This is a genomic window from Occallatibacter gabretensis (genome assembly GCF_001449115.1).
GTDB lineage: Bacteria > Acidobacteriota > Terriglobia > Terriglobales > Acidobacteriaceae > Telmatobacter > Telmatobacter gabretensis.
The window spans coordinates 1-16,188 of the sequence record NZ_LAIJ01000001.1 but is presented as its reverse complement, the minus strand read 5'-3'; the positions used below and the strand labels follow the sequence as shown (position 1 = coordinate 16,188).

Annotated in this window: 11 protein-coding genes; 7 read left to right on the top strand and 4 right to left on the bottom strand. The window is 57.0% G+C overall.

The genetic code is table 11. The annotated features are described in order from the left end of the window. Positions 1-122 precede the first annotated feature (122 nt). The 7 genes from VO84_RS00055 (at position 123) to VO84_RS00025 (ending at position 11,582) form a co-directional block, all read left to right on the top strand. A complete protein-coding gene (locus tag VO84_RS00055; RefSeq protein WP_058185200.1) occupies positions 123-1,205 on the top strand; it encodes a lysozyme family protein in 1,083 nt (360 codons plus the stop codon). A 176-nt stretch (positions 1,206-1,381) separates the two neighbouring features. After that, positions 1,382-2,599: a dipeptidase gene (locus VO84_RS00050; protein WP_058185550.1), complete on the top strand. Its 1,218-nt coding sequence runs from the start codon at positions 1,382-1,384 to the stop codon at positions 2,597-2,599. A 71-nt stretch (positions 2,600-2,670) separates the two neighbouring features. After that, positions 2,671-4,296, top strand: coding sequence for a S10 family peptidase (locus VO84_RS00045; protein ID WP_082661559.1), 1,626 nt, complete (start codon positions 2,671-2,673; stop codon positions 4,294-4,296). A 169-nt stretch (positions 4,297-4,465) separates the two neighbouring features. Next, the gene (locus VO84_RS00040; protein WP_058185198.1) at positions 4,466-6,172 is read left to right on the top strand and encodes an alpha/beta hydrolase-fold protein; all 1,707 of its coding nucleotides are present in this window, start codon (positions 4,466-4,468) and stop codon (positions 6,170-6,172) included. Between the two features lie 513 nt (positions 6,173-6,685). Further along, positions 6,686-8,527 carry a phosphoenolpyruvate carboxykinase (GTP) gene (locus VO84_RS00035; RefSeq protein ID WP_058185196.1) on the top strand — a complete coding sequence of 614 codons (1,842 nt, stop codon included), beginning with the start codon at positions 6,686-6,688 and terminating at the stop codon, positions 8,525-8,527. Between the two features lie 11 nt (positions 8,528-8,538). Then, positions 8,539-10,131 (top strand): phytoene desaturase family protein, encoded by a 1,593-nt coding sequence (locus tag VO84_RS00030; protein ID WP_058185194.1) that lies wholly within the window; start codon positions 8,539-8,541, stop codon positions 10,129-10,131. Positions 10,132-10,172: 41 nt separating this feature from the next. Next, a complete protein-coding gene (locus VO84_RS00025; RefSeq protein ID WP_058185193.1) occupies positions 10,173-11,582 on the top strand; it encodes an APC family permease in 1,410 nt (469 codons plus the stop codon). Positions 11,583-11,591: 9 nt separating this feature from the next. On the opposite strand, the gene argE is transcribed toward VO84_RS00025, so the two are convergent. The 4 genes from argE to VO84_RS00005 all read right to left on the bottom strand — a co-directional run. Continuing rightward, positions 11,592-12,719: an acetylornithine deacetylase gene (gene argE, locus VO84_RS00020; protein ID WP_058185191.1), complete on the bottom strand. Its 1,128-nt coding sequence runs from the start codon at positions 12,717-12,719 to the stop codon at positions 11,592-11,594. Next, entirely contained in the window at positions 12,716-13,966 is a 1,251-nt protein-coding gene (gene hutI, locus VO84_RS00015; protein WP_058185189.1) for an imidazolonepropionase, read from the bottom strand. Before hutI ends, argE begins: the two co-directional genes overlap by 4 nt. Before the next feature lies 1 nt (position 13,967). Further along, positions 13,968-15,632 (bottom strand): urocanate hydratase, encoded by a 1,665-nt coding sequence (gene hutU, locus VO84_RS00010; RefSeq protein ID WP_058185187.1) that lies wholly within the window; start codon positions 15,630-15,632, stop codon positions 13,968-13,970. Next, positions 15,629-16,188 (bottom strand): amidohydrolase family protein (locus tag VO84_RS00005; RefSeq protein WP_157439630.1); only part of this gene is annotated, 560 nt, incomplete at its 5' end. The genes VO84_RS00005 and hutU, both read right to left, overlap by 4 nt.

Sequence of the window (16,188 nt, the reverse complement as noted above, 5' to 3'; positions counted from 1 at the left end):
CGAAATTGGTTTAAGATCGAGTCAGCTTCCTGTGGTCTTTCTGATTACCTTTATGAGTGTTCGCTGAATTACAGGTTGTCTAAGGGCTGATTTTGCGGCATCGTTATTGCAAGGGGAGATGCGTGAAGGCAGCTTTTACGCGAGGACGAGTACAGATTGCAGCGGCCGTTCTGATGGCAGCGACAGCCATCCCCGCCCGTGGGCAGTCCTTGCCGTCGTATCCGAACACTCCGCCCACGTCCCCACAGAATCCGGCGATCCCTGCACCCGCGCTTCCAGCTACAACTCAGGCTCCGACAATACCTGCACAGATTGCGAAAACGACCGCGCGGGAAGCTACGGCTTCAGCTGATGTGGAGCGGCTACTGTCCTTTCACGAGTCGGACGTGAAGTTTGGCGTTGAGCAGTTGATGGACATTCTGCGCGACAAGCGGCATGAGGGCTGGGTGCTCACTGCGTATCCCGATCCGAAGACAGCGCAGCCGCTGATCGGCGCGGGGTTCAGCCTGGATCTTCCTGCCCGCGAGCACCTGCAGCATGACCCATTGAATGCGAATGCGTTTCTGGAACCGTCCTCGGCAGACCTCTGGCAGGCAGCGGGACTTCCACCGGAGCGGCTGCAAGTAGTTCTCGGGGAGTTTCATGGGCGCCTGGACACGTTGTCAAAGTACGGGTTTCGCTCCCAGATGACAGCAATGGAACCGCAGATTACGCCTGGGGATGCGAATGCGCTGCTCCGCATCGGGATTATCCAGGCGGCAATCAATGCCAGGGCGTATTGCCGGTATTTTGATGGATTGACTGCCGCGCAGCAGATGGGATTAACGCAGCTGGTGTATCAGATGGGCGTGAATCTGGAAGAGTTCAGCACGTTTCTTGGGCTGATCAACCGGCAGAGCCTGGATGAGCTTGGCAACCCCGTTGCGGTTAGACCAGGCGCCGAGTATTGGCACGATGTGCAGAAGAGCCTGGTAGAGAGCCAGTGGGCGCGGCTCTACCGTGAGCGGGCAACAGCAGTGATTGCAATGTTCGACCCACGCTACGCGACAAGCCCAACAGGCGCAGAGCGTCGAATAAGTGCAGTGCTGCGGCCACCCAGACGGCACGGGCGTGGGGCAAGCGGCGGCACGGTGCGACAGGCCAGCCTGAAAAAAGGACACGCAACGGCGGCGCATAAGAAGTCCGCGCGGAAAAGACGAGAATAGCCGCGTATTACCTCTATCCGGGCCAAGTCTGTGCGACGGCGGGCTATACTTACGCCAAGCCTATGCGCAACCAGGTATTGACTCTTACATTGTTTGCAGCTTTGCCGGGTATGATGATGGCCCAGGACACTGCGAAGCCTGCCTCCCAATCCCCTACACCCACCACCACAAAAAAGATGACAACGAAACTGACGCCGGAAGAAGTACACCGCTCCGCAATCGTGATCGACTCGCATGCCGACACGCCGCAGCGGTTTGTGGATGAAAACTACGACCTTGGCGATGCCCTCAAGGGCGGCAACTGGAATCTGGAATCCGCGAAAAAGGGTAACCTGGGCGCGGAGTTCTTTTCGATCTGGGTAGAGCCCTCGCTATATAAGGGTCAGTTTGCGCGGCGAACCCTGGTGCTGATTGACGCTGTGAAGCAGCAGGTGGACAAGCATCCGGATCAACTGATGTTTGCGACTTCTCCCGAGGACATTGAGAAAGCGCACCGGGAGCACAAGACCGCAATCCTGATGGGCATTGAGGGCGGACACTCCATTGAGGATTCGCTGGCTCTCCTGCGGCAGTATTACGCGCTCGGCGTCCGCTACATGACGCTGACCTGGTCGAATTCAACAAGTTGGGCAGACAGCTCAGGCGATTATGACGATCCGAAAATTCCGCATACCGATTCCGGGCTTACAGAGCTTGGCAAGGATGTGGTGTATGAGATGAACCGCCTGGGAATGATGGTGGACATCTCGCACGTAGCGGACAAGACCTTCTATCGCACATTGGTGATTACGCGGGCTCCAGTGATTGCTTCGCACTCCGGCGCTCGGGCGCTCAGCGATGCGCCGCGCAATATGACAGACGATATGCTCCGCCAGGTAGCCATCAATGGCGGCGTGGTGCAAGTGAACTTCTTCTCTGCCTTTGTTTCGCAGGCCTATCGCGATGCGCAGATAGCGCAGAAACCCGAAGTCGATAAGGCAATCCAGGACTTCAAAGACAAGGCAAAATCTGAAGGCAAAGAAGTGAACTACGAGCAGATCTCGAAGATTCAACGCGAATACGCTGACCGGATTCCCCGGCCGCCGCTGTCGGCACTGATCGATCAGATCGATCACATAGCCAAGGTAGCGGGCGTCGATCATACGGGCATCGGCTCAGACTTTGACGGCGTAGATGGACAGCTGCCGGAGGGAATGGATTCGGTGGCCGATCTGCCGAAGATTACTGCGGAGCTGATGAAGCGGGGCTACTCGGCAGAAGACTGCCGCAAGATTCTGGGCGGCAATCTGATCCGAGTGTTCAAGCAGGTGCAGGAAGTCTCAAAGCAATTGCAGGCAGAGGACCGGCCAAAGATTACAGACAAGCAGCCATTCGATAAACCGGTAAAGAAGTAAGGGAACTCCTGCCGAAGAAGAGCCGTAACGCCAATTAGTATTTCAGCATTTTGTTCGTGGAGGCATTTTTGATGCGTGTAAGTCGCGCTTTTCAAGTGGCTGCAATCGCCACTTCCCTGTTCTCTGTGCCTGCGATGCTATGCGCGCAGGATGATAAATCGAAGTCTGACAAACCTGCCGACAAGCCTGCGCCAACTGAGGTCACGACGACCGGCACCATCAGCGTAGGCGGCCAGCAGATCAACTATAGCTCCGTAGCCGGCACGATCACCGTGGGTGCCACGGATATCGAAGACGCGCAGCTTGGACTGGACGGCAAGCCTGAGCCAGGCAGCCCGCTCGCGCTGAATGCGCCGGAGAAACCAAAAGACGCACCGCCAACAGCACGCATGTTTTACGTGGCCTACTTCAAGAAGGACGCCAAGGCCGAAGACCGCCCGATTACCTTCTTCTACAACGGCGGCCCGGGCAGCTCGACCGTCTGGCTGCACATGGGTTCGCTCGGGCCCAAGCACGTGCCGACACCTGGAGACCAGCATCTGCCTGCAGCCCCGTACAAGCTGGCGGATAACCCATACACGCTGCTCGATACAAGCGATCTGGTGTTTATCGATATGCCGGGAACGGGCTTTGGGCGCTTGCTGGGCAAGGATCCGGAGAAAGCGTTCTGGGGCATCGACCAGGATGGAAATGCGTTTGCGCGATTCATTCAACGGTTCATCACAAAGTACAACCGGTGGAACTCTCCGAAGTTCATCTTCGGCGAAAGCTATGGAACTACGCGGTCGTCGGTGCTTGTAGACATTCTGGAGAATAGCCACTCACTCGACATTAACGGCGTGATTCTCCTCTCGCAGATCTTCAACTTCACAACGGATATTGATGGTCCATCTGGAAACCCGGGAGTGGATTTACCCTACACCCTGGGACTGCCGACGTACGCGGCGACGGCCTGGTATCACAAGAAGGTTCCTTCTCAGCCTGCGGCGCTGGAACCATTTCTGAAGGAAGTGGAAGAGTTTGCGATGGGGCCTTATCAGCACGCGCTGGCTCTGGGAACAGATATAACGCAGGACGAGAAGCAGGCTGTGGCAGAGAAGCTGCACAGTTATACAGGGATACCGGCGGCATATTGGATCAAGGCGAATCTGCGCGTGAGTGGCGGACAGTTTGAGAAGACGCTGCAGGACGATGAGAACCTCACGACAGGGCGGCTGGATACACGCTACTCCGGGCCAAACCTGAATCCGCTAAGTGAAGGCGCAGAGTACGATCCGCAAAGCTCGGCGATCTCTTCGGCATATGTGTCACTCTTCAACGATTACGTGCGGCGCGATTTGAAGTATGGGGAAGATCAAACATATTTGCCATCGGCGCTGTTTGGCGGCGCGCAGTGGGATTTCAAACACAATGGGAATCCTGTGGCCGTGAATGTGGCGAACGATCTGGCTGAGGCGATGAAGACAAACCCGCGGCTCAAGGTGATGGTGAATGGTGGCTACTACGACCTGGCTACGCCGTTCTTTATTGCGCAGTACGAGGATAAACATCTACCGATTCCGCAAAGCCTGGCAAAGAACATTGAATACTCCTGGTATGAGTCAGGACATATGGTCTATGTGAACGACCCGAGTCTGAAGCAGCTGCATGACAGAGTGGCTGACTTCATCCGCCGCACAGTAGCGGATACAAAGTAAGACATAAAAATTTCAATTGTTCTGTAACAAGCTCGGCAGGTAGGCCGGGGATTTATCCTCGGCTCCCCAGGGAGCAAAAATGATGGGGCTTTAGCCCCTGAGGTATGCTTTTCAAACTAAGCACGACGGATCTGAAGCAAATGGGCCAGCGTTGTGTATAGTAGCGAGCATGAATCGCACAGCACTGGCCCTGATGCTTCTGATTGCGCCGCTTTCTGCTTTGGCGCAAACATTCACCGTGACATTTCCCAAAGAAGTAAGCTCGCAGCCGCTCGATGGGCGGCTGCTTTTACTGCTTTCGACCGATCCCAGCGATGAGCCGCGTAACCAGATCAACGATACGCCGCGATCGCAGATGGTCTTCGGGCTGACGGTAGATGCATGGAAGCCGGGCGAGGCTGCAACGGTCGATGCAACAGCATGGGGCTATCCGATACAAAGCCTGAAGGATGTGCCACCGGGCGATTACACCCTGCAGGCCGTGCTGAACAAGTACGAAACCTTTCATCGCGCCGACGGAAAAACAGTAAAGCTGCACATGGACCAGGGCGAAGGACAGCACTGGAACATTTCACCGGGAAATCTCTACTCGAAGCCAGTAAAGGTGCACGTTGGACGAGACGGAGCGCCGATTTCTGTTGCGCTTACGGAGACGATTCCGCCAATTCCGAACAAGGCTGACACCAAGTACATCCGCCACATTCGCATCCAGAGCGAGGCGCTGACAAAGTTTTGGGGCCGACCCATGTTTGTAAGCGCAGTTGTGCTGGTGCCTGAAGGCTTCGATCAGCACTCGGAAGCGCATTTTCCGCTGATCATCTTCCACGATCATTTTGTGAGCGGTTTCGATGACTTCCGCACCACGCCACCAGACCCGAATCTGAAGCCGGACTACAGCCAGCGCTTTCACCTGGCCGGGTACAACCGGATTCAGCAGGAAGAAGCGTACAAGTTTTATCAGCAGTGGATTTCGCCAAAATTTCCTCGCGTGCTGATCGTGAAGATCCAACATGCAAACCCGTTTTATGACGATTCGTATGCAGTGAACTCAGCAAACGTTGGACCGTATGGCGACGCAATCGAGAATGAGCTGATTCCTGCTATCGAAAAGAAGTTTCGCGGAATCGGTCAAGGCTGGGCGCGGTTTGCGTATGGCGGCTCCACAGGCGGGTGGGAGGCCTTGGCGGTGCAGGAGTTTTATCCGGACCACTACAACGGCGCATTTGCTGCCTGCCCGGACCCGATTGATTTTCACGAATATATGAATATCGACCTCTACAACGACAAGAATGCGTTTTATCTCCAGGGCGCACATAAGCGCGTGGCACAGCCCGCCATGCGCGACTATCTCGGACACACCTTGATCACCACAGAAGACAACAACGCTTATGAGTTGGCGCTGGGCGACCACGGGCGCAGCGGAGAGCAGTTCGATATATGGCAGGCGGTCTATGGACCTGTAGGCGAGGATGGCTATCCGCAGCCGATCTTTAACAAAGAGACAGGCGAGATCGACCACAAGGTAGCTGACTACTGGCGCGAGCACTATGACCTGGAGGCGAAGCTTGAGCGGGAGTGGGCAACGAACGGACCGAAGCTCACAGGCAAGATTCACATCTATGTGGGGTCAGACGATACCTATTTTCTGAATAACGCGGTATATCGGATGGAGGATTTCCTCAAGGACACAAAGAACCCTCCCTATGGCGGCGAAGTGACGTATGGGCCGCGGGCTGAGCATTGTTGGAATGGCGATCCCACGCTGCCAAACGCGCTTTCGCGTCTGCACTACAACACCATGTATCTGCCGAAGATACTGGAGCAAATTCAGAAGACAGCTCCAGCAGGGTCAGATTTGACGAGCTGGCGGTACTAGTCAATCTCTGACGAATCGAGAAAGTAACCACTCGGTTCGTCAGAGACTGTCTCACTCAAATTTTCTTTCAGATAATTTGCACATTAATTCGCGGATTCTGCCACACTAAAACCATAGCGAAATTCCACAACCTTCTCATTCGTCAGGAAGTAGCCTGAAAACCGTCACAAAAGATGCAGTTTCACCGGGATTTGGACGTATTTTCGCACACTTAATTTCGCATTTAAATAGTTGATTCAATTATACTTAAAAACGAAAAATTAAAAGAAAAACGCTATTTTTTGAGTATTAACTCTGTAATTCTGTACTTCTGTACCGGCGCCTTCGGCCAACAAGGAACCACATTCCCCGCCCTGCATTGCCCTGCGTATCACATTGCGATGCACCTATTGGACAACAGCCATAGTCGCGCATGTTCATCGTGATCGCTGACAGTATGGAAGAGCTAGCCTCGGGCTCGCGATAAGACGACGGCGCGGCGCGTAAAATGCTCTGCAGGAGCTTATCGCACCAATGAAAGTTGCTTCCCCTGCCCGCCGCCCTTCTTTTGGAACAAAAACTCTCACAACCAATAAACATCTGATCCGCTGGGTGGAGAAGATGGCAGAGCTTTGCCGCCCCGACGCGATCCACTGGGTAGATGGCTCTCAGGCTGAGTATGAGTTTCTATGCGACCGCCTGGTAGAGGCCGGGACGTTTCGCCGGCTCAACCAGAAATTGTGGCCCGGATGTTTTCTGGCGCGGTCTGCTCCGAGCGATGTAGCAAGGGTGGAGGACCGCACGTTCATCTGTTCCCTCTCTAAAGACGCGGCGGGACCAACGAACAACTGGGAAGACCCATATGCAATGCGTCGGAAGCTGAAGCAGTTGTTCAAGGGTTGCATGCGCGGGCGAACGATGTATGTGCTGCCCTTCAGCATGGGGCCAGTGGGCTCGCCGATGTCAGGAATCGGCGTGCAGCTGACGGACTCGCCCTATGTTGTGGTGAGCATGCGGATCATGGCGCGGATTGGCTCGCCGGTCTTTGCAGAGATTGATAAAGATATCAAGCGCGTAGTCCCCTGCATGCACAGCGTAGGCATGCCGCTGGAGCCGGGCGACGAAGATGTGCCATGGCCCTGCAACGACGAGAAGTACATTGCACATTTTCCGGAAACGCGCGAGATCTGGTCGTTTGGCTCGGGATATGGCGGCAATGCGCTGCTGAGCAAGAAATGTTTTGCGCTGCGCATTGCCTCGAATATCGCTCGCGACGAAGGCTGGATGGCTGAGCACATGCTGATCCTAGGCGTGCAGAGCCCTGATGGCGAGAAGACGTATGTAGCAGCGGCGTTTCCTTCGGCGTGTGGAAAGACGAATTTCGCAATGATGATTCCGCCCAAAGCCATGAAGGGCTGGAAAGTATCAACGCTGGGCGATGATATTGCGTGGATCCGGCCGGATGCCAACGGGCAACTGAGAGCAATCAATCCGGAGGCAGGATTTTTCGGCGTCGCAGCGGGCACGAGCGCGAAGACCAATCCGGCAGCAATGGCAACCCTGAGCAAGAACTCTATTTTTACCAATGTGGCACTCACGCCGCAAGGCGGCGTGTGGTGGGAGGGCATGACAGACCAGCCTCCCGCGGAATGCGAAGACTGGCGCGGTGAACGGTGGACGCCCGAGATCGGCGAAACGACCGGGCGTACAGCCGCTCATCCGAATGGGCGGTTTACGGCGCCGGCTGCACAGTGCCCAACGATGGATAAAGATTGGGAGTCGCCGGTGGGCGTGCCAATCAGTGCAATTATTTTTGGCGGCCGTAGAAGCACCACGCTGCCGCTGGTGTACCAGGCATTCAACTGGAGCAGTGGCGTCTACATCGGCGCGACGATGGGATCAGAAACGACAGCAGCTGCAACTGGCGCTGTGGGACGTGTGCGGCGCGATCCGATGGCAATGCTTCCCTTCTGCGGATATCACATGGGGGACTATTTCCGGCACTGGCTGAAGATGCAGCGAGGGCTCGACACAACGCCGCGAATCTTTCATGTGAACTGGTTCCGCAAGGATGAGAACGGCAAGTTTCTATGGCCGGGATTCAGCGAGAATATGCGCGTCCTGCGATGGATCGTGGAACGGGTGCAAGGACACACCCATGGCCGTGAGACAGCGATCGGGTGGGTTCCGCGATATGAAGATATCGATTGGAGCGGTTTAAAGTTTGAACGGGCGGAATTTGACGAGCTCATGAAGGTAGACCATGCTGCGTGGCGCAAGGAAGTGATCGATCACGAAGGACTGTTTATCGATCTGCATGATCACTTACCGCCGGAAATGATTTACGAGCGCGAATTGCTGATCTGCAGACTGTAACGGGGAGAAAGATGGGTTCACCGACTGCCGCAGTCCTGGGCGAAATCGGCTTGCCGGTCCCAGTGCGCGAACTGGCTGCGAAAACCTGGGACGTAATCGTTGTTGGCGCTGGGCATAATGGCCTGGCATGTGCGGCCTATCTCGCCCAGGCGGGGCAGCGCGTGCTGGTAATTGAAAGCCGAAAGCGCGTCGGTGGCGCCTGCACGATTGAAGAACCATTTCCCGGCGTGAGGATGTCGCCGTGCGCCTACCTGGCAGGACTGTTGCATCCGCGCGTGATTGAAGATCTTGGGTTAATGCGACGGGGGTTCCACTGGACTCCGGCGGTGAATGGTCTCTTTGTGCCGTTTCTGGATGGAACAAGCATCCAGCTGTGGGACGATGACGCACGCTGCGAAGCAGAGGTGCGCGCGCTTGCTCCCGGCGATGTGGATGGTTGGAAAGCAATGAACGACATAATTCGCAGGCTGAGAGATACACTACGACCCGCCGGCGATGGTGATCTTTGGCTGAACGATGCGCCGACCGAGGAAGAGATTGAGCAACGGCTGGGTTCCGACGAAGAGACACGCGGGCTGCTGTTCGACTGGTCAATGGCAGAGCTTGTAGAACGGTACCTCAGCGATGAGCGGCTGCAGACCGCCTATCTGGGACAGGGCGTGATTGGCACGAATGCAAGCCCGTTCGATAAAGGGACGGCATCGATCCGGTTTCATCATTCGTCGGGCCGCTTGGGCGGAATGCCGGGAATGTGGGGCTACGTCAAGGGCGGCATGGGAATGGTGTCGTTCTACTTTTGCGATGCGGCACAGGAAGCGGGCGCGACAGTAATTTCCGGCATACCAGTCGCGGAGATTGTGCCCGGCGAGGGAGTCCGCCTCGAAGGCGGCGAGTGGATTGCAGCGCGAACGGTCGTATCGAATGCAGACCCGGTGAGAACCCTGTCGCTGCTGGGCGCGCAGGCAAATGCAGAGTGGCGCAGACGCATTGAACAGGTCCCCATTGAAGGCTGCACGGTGAAACTGAATGTGCACTTGCGCGAACTGCCGAACTTTACAGCTAGACCCGGAACAAATGAGGCGCATCATTATGGCCAGATCAATGCGCCGCTGACGAAGGATGAGTGGAAGGCAGGCTTCGCAGCGGCAAAGCGTGGAGAACTGCCGGAGCAGTTGTGGTGTGAGCTGTATTTCCAGAGCGTGCATGATGCGAGCATCGCGCCAAAAGGAACGCATACCATGAGCGTCTTCGCGCAGTATGTGCCATACACCTTTGCAAGCGGTAACTGGAATACGCGGCGCGATGAAGTGCGGGCACTGGCTCTAGGATCACTAGGGCGATTCTGCTCGAATATCGATACAGCGGTGATTGACGCGCAGGTGATGGGACCACCTGATATTGAAGAGAAGGTAGGTCTGACAGGTGGTCATATCTTTCAGGGCGAGTGCCTGCCTGCATACATGTGGCACAGGCGGCTGACGGCACGAACGCCAATGTCGGGGTTCTATCTCTGCGGGGCATGCACGCATCCGGGTGGAAGCGTGATCGGCGTGAATGGGCGCAATGCGGCAATGGCGGTTCTGAAGGATCTTCATACGATCTAGATTCGCGCTCTAAGCTCGCTCTGCTATGCTGCGCTGAATATATGGCCACGGCTCCTACCCTGAAACGCGGCATTCGCTTCCGCGACCTGGTGCTGTTTTATGTAATGAGCGGAATGAGCATCCGCTGGACGGCGACAGCAGCGGCCGCTGGGCCGAGCATTCTGATCGTCTGGGTGGCAGCGCTGGTTGGATTTTTTGTCCCGTTGGCAGCGAGCGTGATGGAGCTTTCGTCCAGGCATCCGGAAGAAGGTGGAATCTATATCTGGGCTCGCGAGGCCTTTGGAGACTTCGCAGGATTTATTACGGCCTGGACCTACTGGATGAGCAACCTGCCGTATTTTTCCGGCGTGCTGTACTTTGGCGCGGCGAGCGTACTGTTTGCGTTTGGAACTCGGGCTCAGGGCTTACGTGCAAGTGCGGTTTACTATCTTTGTTTTGCTGCAGTATGGCTGGCAGTGATCACGCTTGCGAACATTGTCGGTGTAAATGTGGGCAAGTGGCTGAACAACACTGCCGCAATTGGCACCCTTATTCCGATGGGCATTCTGCTCGTGCTGGGTGTGATTGCGTATCTGCGGTTTGGCTCGGTAACGCACTTTAACCGTGCTGCGCTGATACCACATTGGACCCTGAATAATGCAATCTTCTGGTCCAGCGTGTTTTTTGCGTTTGGTGGATTCGAATCGGCCTCCTCGATGGGCGATGAGATCGTGAATCCGCGAAAGACCATTCCCCTGGCGATCCTGACGGGGGGAAGCATCCTGGCATTTGCATACATGGCGGGAACTTCCGCTCTGCTGGTGGCTCTACCCAGCGATGCGGTAGGTGGACCAGATGGGTTTGTGAATGGAATTCACATGCTGAGTGGAAAGCTGGGCATGGGATGGCTCGTAGCGCCGGTGGCTCTGCTGGTGGCATTGAATGCAGTGGGAGGAGCAGCAGCGTATCTCTCGTCAACTTCGCGGTTACCATTTGTGGCGGGGATTGACCGGTATCTACCGGAGGCATTCGCAAAGATTCATCCGCGATACCGGACGCCGTGGGTAGCGATTGGGGTGTACGGACTGGCAGGGATTGTGGTGGCTCTGTTAGGGCAAGCGGGAACCAGTGTTCGCGGGGCTTATGACGTGCTGGTAGCAATGGGATTTCTCTCCTATTTTGTGCCGTATTTGTTTCTGTTCGGCGCCATGATCCGGCTGCAGGCGAGGCCCGCAGGGCCGGAGGTGCGACGCGTACCTGGCGGAAAGCCGGTAGCGATTGCGCTGGCAGGACTTGGGCTAGTGAGTACAGCGGCAACGATCGTGCTTTCTGCGATTCCCGCTGAAGATGAGCCAAACAAGCTTCTGGCAGTCGTAAAAGTGGTCGGCGGATGTGCAGTGCTGATGGGTGCGGGCGTGGTGGTGTTTCTGCTGGAGCAGCGAAAACAAAGGAAGGCTGTGTCTGCGGCTTGACGTGCGGTGTTATGACTCCACGCGTGTAATCAATGAGCGCAGGATTGCAGTCCACTCATCAAGCTCTGCCACTGGAACACATTCGCGATCGGAATGCGCTGTGTGCATGTCGCCCGGACCGATGACGATAACTTCCTGCGCAACGCGGGCGATTCGGGTGGCTTCTGAACCGAAGCTGATACCGATAGCAGTACGAGGGGCAAGAGCTTCGAGACGCTGGCGTAACGGACCTGACGCAGATGGAGAAAAACCCGACTCGGCGCGAAGCAGTTCAACTTGAATATGGATGCGGGGGTTCGCGGTTTCGGCAGATGCGGCGAGTGATTGCAAAGCTTGCAGTACTGCTTGTGACGGATCATCGGGCGTGGGACGCCACTCGACGAGAAATGTACATTCCCCAGCAACAATATTCTTAGCCGTGCCGCCATGTATGGTGCCCACGTTGATCGTTGTGTGGGGCGGGTCGAAGAGGGTGTCAGGCGGCTGCTGGCGGACGGTTTCAAGTTGTTGAATACGGACAATAAGCTCGGCAGCTGCAACAATGGCGGAACTGCCCTCAGATGGAAAAGCGGAGTGAGCTTCGGCTCCGCGAGCAGTGATGCGGGCAAGGCCGTAGCCTTTGCCGGCAATACCGGGGCGCAGAGAGGTAGGCTCGCTTACGATTGCTGAGCGGATGTGCAAATTTGTCTGTGCAAGCAGGCGCTCCATACCTTTGCAGCCGATTTCTTCGTCGGCGGTGAGGATGAGAGCAATATCGTAACGCGTTTGCTGTGCGCTGATGGAATCAACAGCTGCGAGAAAGCAGGCTAGAGAGCCTTTCACATCACAAGCGCCACAGCCATGAAGAAACTGGCCTTCCTGGCGGAGTTGAAGCGCTTCAGTCCAGGAAGTTGAGAACGGTACGGTGTCAGTGTGACAGATGAATGCAAGAGCGATGGCCGCCTGCGTCGACGTTCCCGATGGGCGCGCGACGAGATTGGCCTTATCTATTCCGCTTTCATCTGTGTAGGGAAAGAGGCTGGCTTGCCAGCCTCGCGTTTGAAGATAATTCACCACCCAATCGATCAGCGGAAGATTAGAAACAGCAGAGGGAGTCGGAATCGCTACAAGCTCACGGAGAATTTCTGCGGCATTCATGTTGTGACTTCCTTGCCTGCGATGAAAACGCGAGGGCGTGCGGGCGCGGCGATGAAGTAGGCTAGTTCGCGATAATCGTGAAATCCGTGAATAAGAAGGTCGGCCTGCTTGCCAGCTTCGAGAGAACCGATGCGTGCGCCGAGGTCGAGGCTGTGTGCGGCATTGATGGTGGCGGCGGTGAGGGCTTCCGCAGGCGTGAGGCGCATTTGCAGACAAGCCAGCGAGAGAATAAACGGCATGGATGTGACGGGCGAAGAGCCGGGGTTAAAATCCGTGGCGAGAACGATTGGAAGGCCGAGCTCGATCATGGCACGAGCGGGCGGGTATTGCGTGCGGCTGAGTGCGAAGACAGAGCCGGGAAGCAGGACAGGCTGCGCGCCTGCTGCTTTGAGTTGTTGGAGTGTGTTTTCAGTAACAGTTTCAAGGTGATCGGCCGTAGCTGCGCCGAGTTCGGCTGCGAGAGAGGCCCCGGTGCCGGGACGAAACTGCTCGGCGTGAATGCGAAGGCCAAGACCGTGACGCTTAGCGCATTCGAGAATGATGCGGGATTCTTCGACGGTAAAAGCATAATCGTCGCAGAAGACATCGCAGTAGCGAGCGAGGCGTTGCGATGCGGCTGCGGGGATAATCTCTTCGACTACGAGCTGGATGTATTCAGCACGATTCTGCGTGAACTCCGGCGGCACGGTGTGTGCGGCGAGGAGTGTGGGCAGGATGTGTGTGGGGCCTTCTTCGTGGAGGCGCTTTAGGACGCGGAGGATGCGGAGTTCCGTGTCGAGATCAAGGCCGTAGCCGGACTTGGCTTCGATGGTGGTGGTGCCTGTGCGAAGCATCCAGTTGCGATGAACGCAGGCAGCGGCGAGAAGATCTTCTTCGCTGGATGCGCGAGTCTGGCGGACAGTCGAGAGAATGCCTCCGCCAGCGGCTGCGATCTGCTGATAGGTCTCGCCTGCGATACGCTGCTCAAATTCGGCGGCGCGGTTGCCGGCAAAGACTAGATGGGTGTGAGCGTCAATGAAACCGGGCGTAACACAACGGCTTTCGGCATCAATGATGGCTGCGTCGGGCGGAATTTGCAGCCTGAGGTCGGCGTATGTACCTGTAGCCGTGATGAGGTCATCTTCGATAAGGATGGCAGCGTTGGGGATGATGCCAAGCTCGCCCAGCTCCCTTCCCACGCGCGGATGCGATGGCCCGAAGAGCGTGACGAGCTGACCGATGTTGACAATGGCGAGCGCTTGGGACACGTCACTTCCCTGCCATGGGTATGTGGATGCCGCGTTCGCTGGCGGTTTGTTTGGCCAGATCGTAACCAGCGTCGACGTGGCGGGCGACACCGATGCCAGGATCATTGTTCAAAACGCGGGCGATGCGTTTGGCAGCATTGTCTGTGCCGTCAGCGACGGTGACTTGGCCGGCGTGAAGCGAATAGCCCATCCCGACTCCTCCACCGTGATGGAAGCTGACCCAGGTGGCTCCGGATGCCGTGTTGAGCAGCGCGTTGAGGAGCGGCCAGTCGGCAATAGCGTCAGAGCCATCAAGCATCTTTTCAGTTTCGCGGTAGGGACTGGCTACCGAGCCGGTGTCGAGATGGTCGCGTCCGATAGCAACGGGGGCAGCAAGCTCACCTTTGCGAACAAGGTCATTTATCGCTTCGCCCATACGCTGCCGTTCGCCGTAGCCAAGCCAGCAGATGCGCGCAGGCAGACCCTGGAAAGCGAAGCGGCCTCGAACGAGGCGCAGCCAGCGAGTAAGGATTTCATTTTCCGGGAAGAGCTCAAGGGCAAGTTGGTCGGTGCGCTCAATGTCCTTAGGGTCGCCAGAGAGTGCGACCCAGCGGAAGGGACCAGAGCCGGTGCAGAAGAGCGGACGAATGTACTCGGGCACGAAGCCGGGAATGAGGAATGCATCAGTGCAGCCAGCGTCAAAGGCGAAGCGGCGGATGTTATTGCCGTAATCAAAGGTGATGGCACCGGCGCGCTGCAAGGCGAGCATGGCGTTGACGTGAACGACCATCGTTTCGGTGGAGCGGCGCACGTATTCTTCAGGATTGCCGGTGCGGAGTTGTGCGGCCTGCTCAAGCGAGAAGCCTTGCGGAACATAGCCGTTGAGCGGATCGTGGGCGGAGGTCTGGTCGGTGACGACGTCAATGACTACGCCTCGACGAACGATTTCAGGAAGGATTTCGGCGCAGTTTCCGACGAGACCGACGGAGAGCGGACGGCCTTCGCGTCGGGCGGTTTCACAGAGAGTAAGGGCTTCGTCAAGATCTTCGGTGAGGGTGTCGCAATAGCGTGTGTCTACGCGCCGCTGAATGCGCGAGCGGTCCACGTCGATGGCAAGGACGACGCCGTCATTGAGTGTGACGGCGAGTGGTTGCGCTCCGCCCATGCCCCCTACACCGCCGGTGACGACGAGCCTGCCTTTCAGGGAACCGCCGAAGTGACGGTCCGCGAGAGCGGCGAAGGTCTGGAATGTTCCCTGCAGGATGCCCTGCGTGCCGATGTAGATCCAGCTGCCGGCAGTCATCTGGCCATACATGATGAGGCCCTTGCGGTCGAGCTCATGGAAGTGCTCCCAAGTGGCCCATTTGCCGACGAGATTGGAGTTGGCGATGATGACCCGCGGGGCGAGATCGTGCGTGGGGAAGACGGCGACGGGCTTGCCGGATTGGACGAGGAGAGTTTCCTCGTTGCCGAGCTGCTCAAGCTCGCGGACGATGGCGTGATAGGACTCCCAGTTGCGCGCGGCGCGGCCGATGCCACCATAAACGACTAGATCAGAGGGACGCTCGGCGACTTCGGGATCGAGGTTGTTCATGAGGCAGCGGAGCGCGGCCTCTTGCTGCCAGCCTTTGCAGCGGAGTTGGGTTCCGCGAGGGGCACGGATAATGCGAGCTTCGGTGAGATTCATGGGGCCTCCTGCGCGAATTGACGCTGAATGGACTGGTAGCGGGTGCGGATGGCTTCTTCGTGCGGGTGATGGCCATCGACGAGGACGAGTTTACCGGCGACTGCGACGTCGCGGATGGCGGGGCGGCCGAGAGCGAATGCGGCTTGCGCGGCGAGCGATTGCTTGTCTGCACCGAGGAGTGCAAGGTCGTTAAGGTCTGCGGTGAAGAAGTCGGCAGGCTGGCCCAAGTCGGGGTGAAGCAGCCCTCCATTGAGGCCCAGGGCACTGTAGCCCCATGCCGTGGCGCAATGGAACAGGTACGAGCCTATGTTGCCGTTGGCATCGAGGATGCCGCGCTCATGATGGAGCAAGCGTAGATGATATTCGGTCTGGCGGGCATCTTCGAGAATGTCGATCTGGGCCTGGCTGTCGGTCCCGTGGCAGATAGGAATACCGAGACGTGCAGCACGATCGGCGGGGAAGATGCCGTCACCGAGATTTCGTTCGGTTGTGGGACAGGAGCAGATGTGCGCACCGGCACGGCCGGTCTGCTCGAACTCGGCCTCCGTCATATGGA

Bases quoted from the DNA above. Each gene is read 5' to 3' on its own strand.
- VO84_RS00050 (WP_058185550.1), top strand. From the start codon at position 1,382: ATGACAACGAAACTGACGCCGGAAGAAGTACACCGCTCCGCAATCGTG.
- VO84_RS00045 (WP_082661559.1), top strand. From the start codon at position 2,671: ATGCGTGTAAGTCGCGCTTTTCAAGTGGCTGCAATCGCCACTTCCCTG.
- VO84_RS00040 (WP_058185198.1), top strand. From the start codon at position 4,466: ATGAATCGCACAGCACTGGCCCTGATGCTTCTGATTGCGCCGCTTTCT.
- VO84_RS00035 (WP_058185196.1), top strand. From the start codon at position 6,686: ATGAAAGTTGCTTCCCCTGCCCGCCGCCCTTCTTTTGGAACAAAAACT.
- VO84_RS00030 (WP_058185194.1), top strand. From the start codon at position 8,539: ATGGGTTCACCGACTGCCGCAGTCCTGGGCGAAATCGGCTTGCCGGTC.
- VO84_RS00025 (WP_058185193.1), top strand. From the start codon at position 10,173: ATGGCCACGGCTCCTACCCTGAAACGCGGCATTCGCTTCCGCGACCTG.
- argE (WP_058185191.1), bottom strand. From the start codon at position 12,719: ATGAATGCCGCAGAAATTCTCCGTGAGCTTGTAGCGATTCCGACTCCC.
- hutU (WP_058185187.1), bottom strand. From the start codon at position 15,632: ATGAATCTCACCGAAGCTCGCATTATCCGTGCCCCTCGCGGAACCCAA.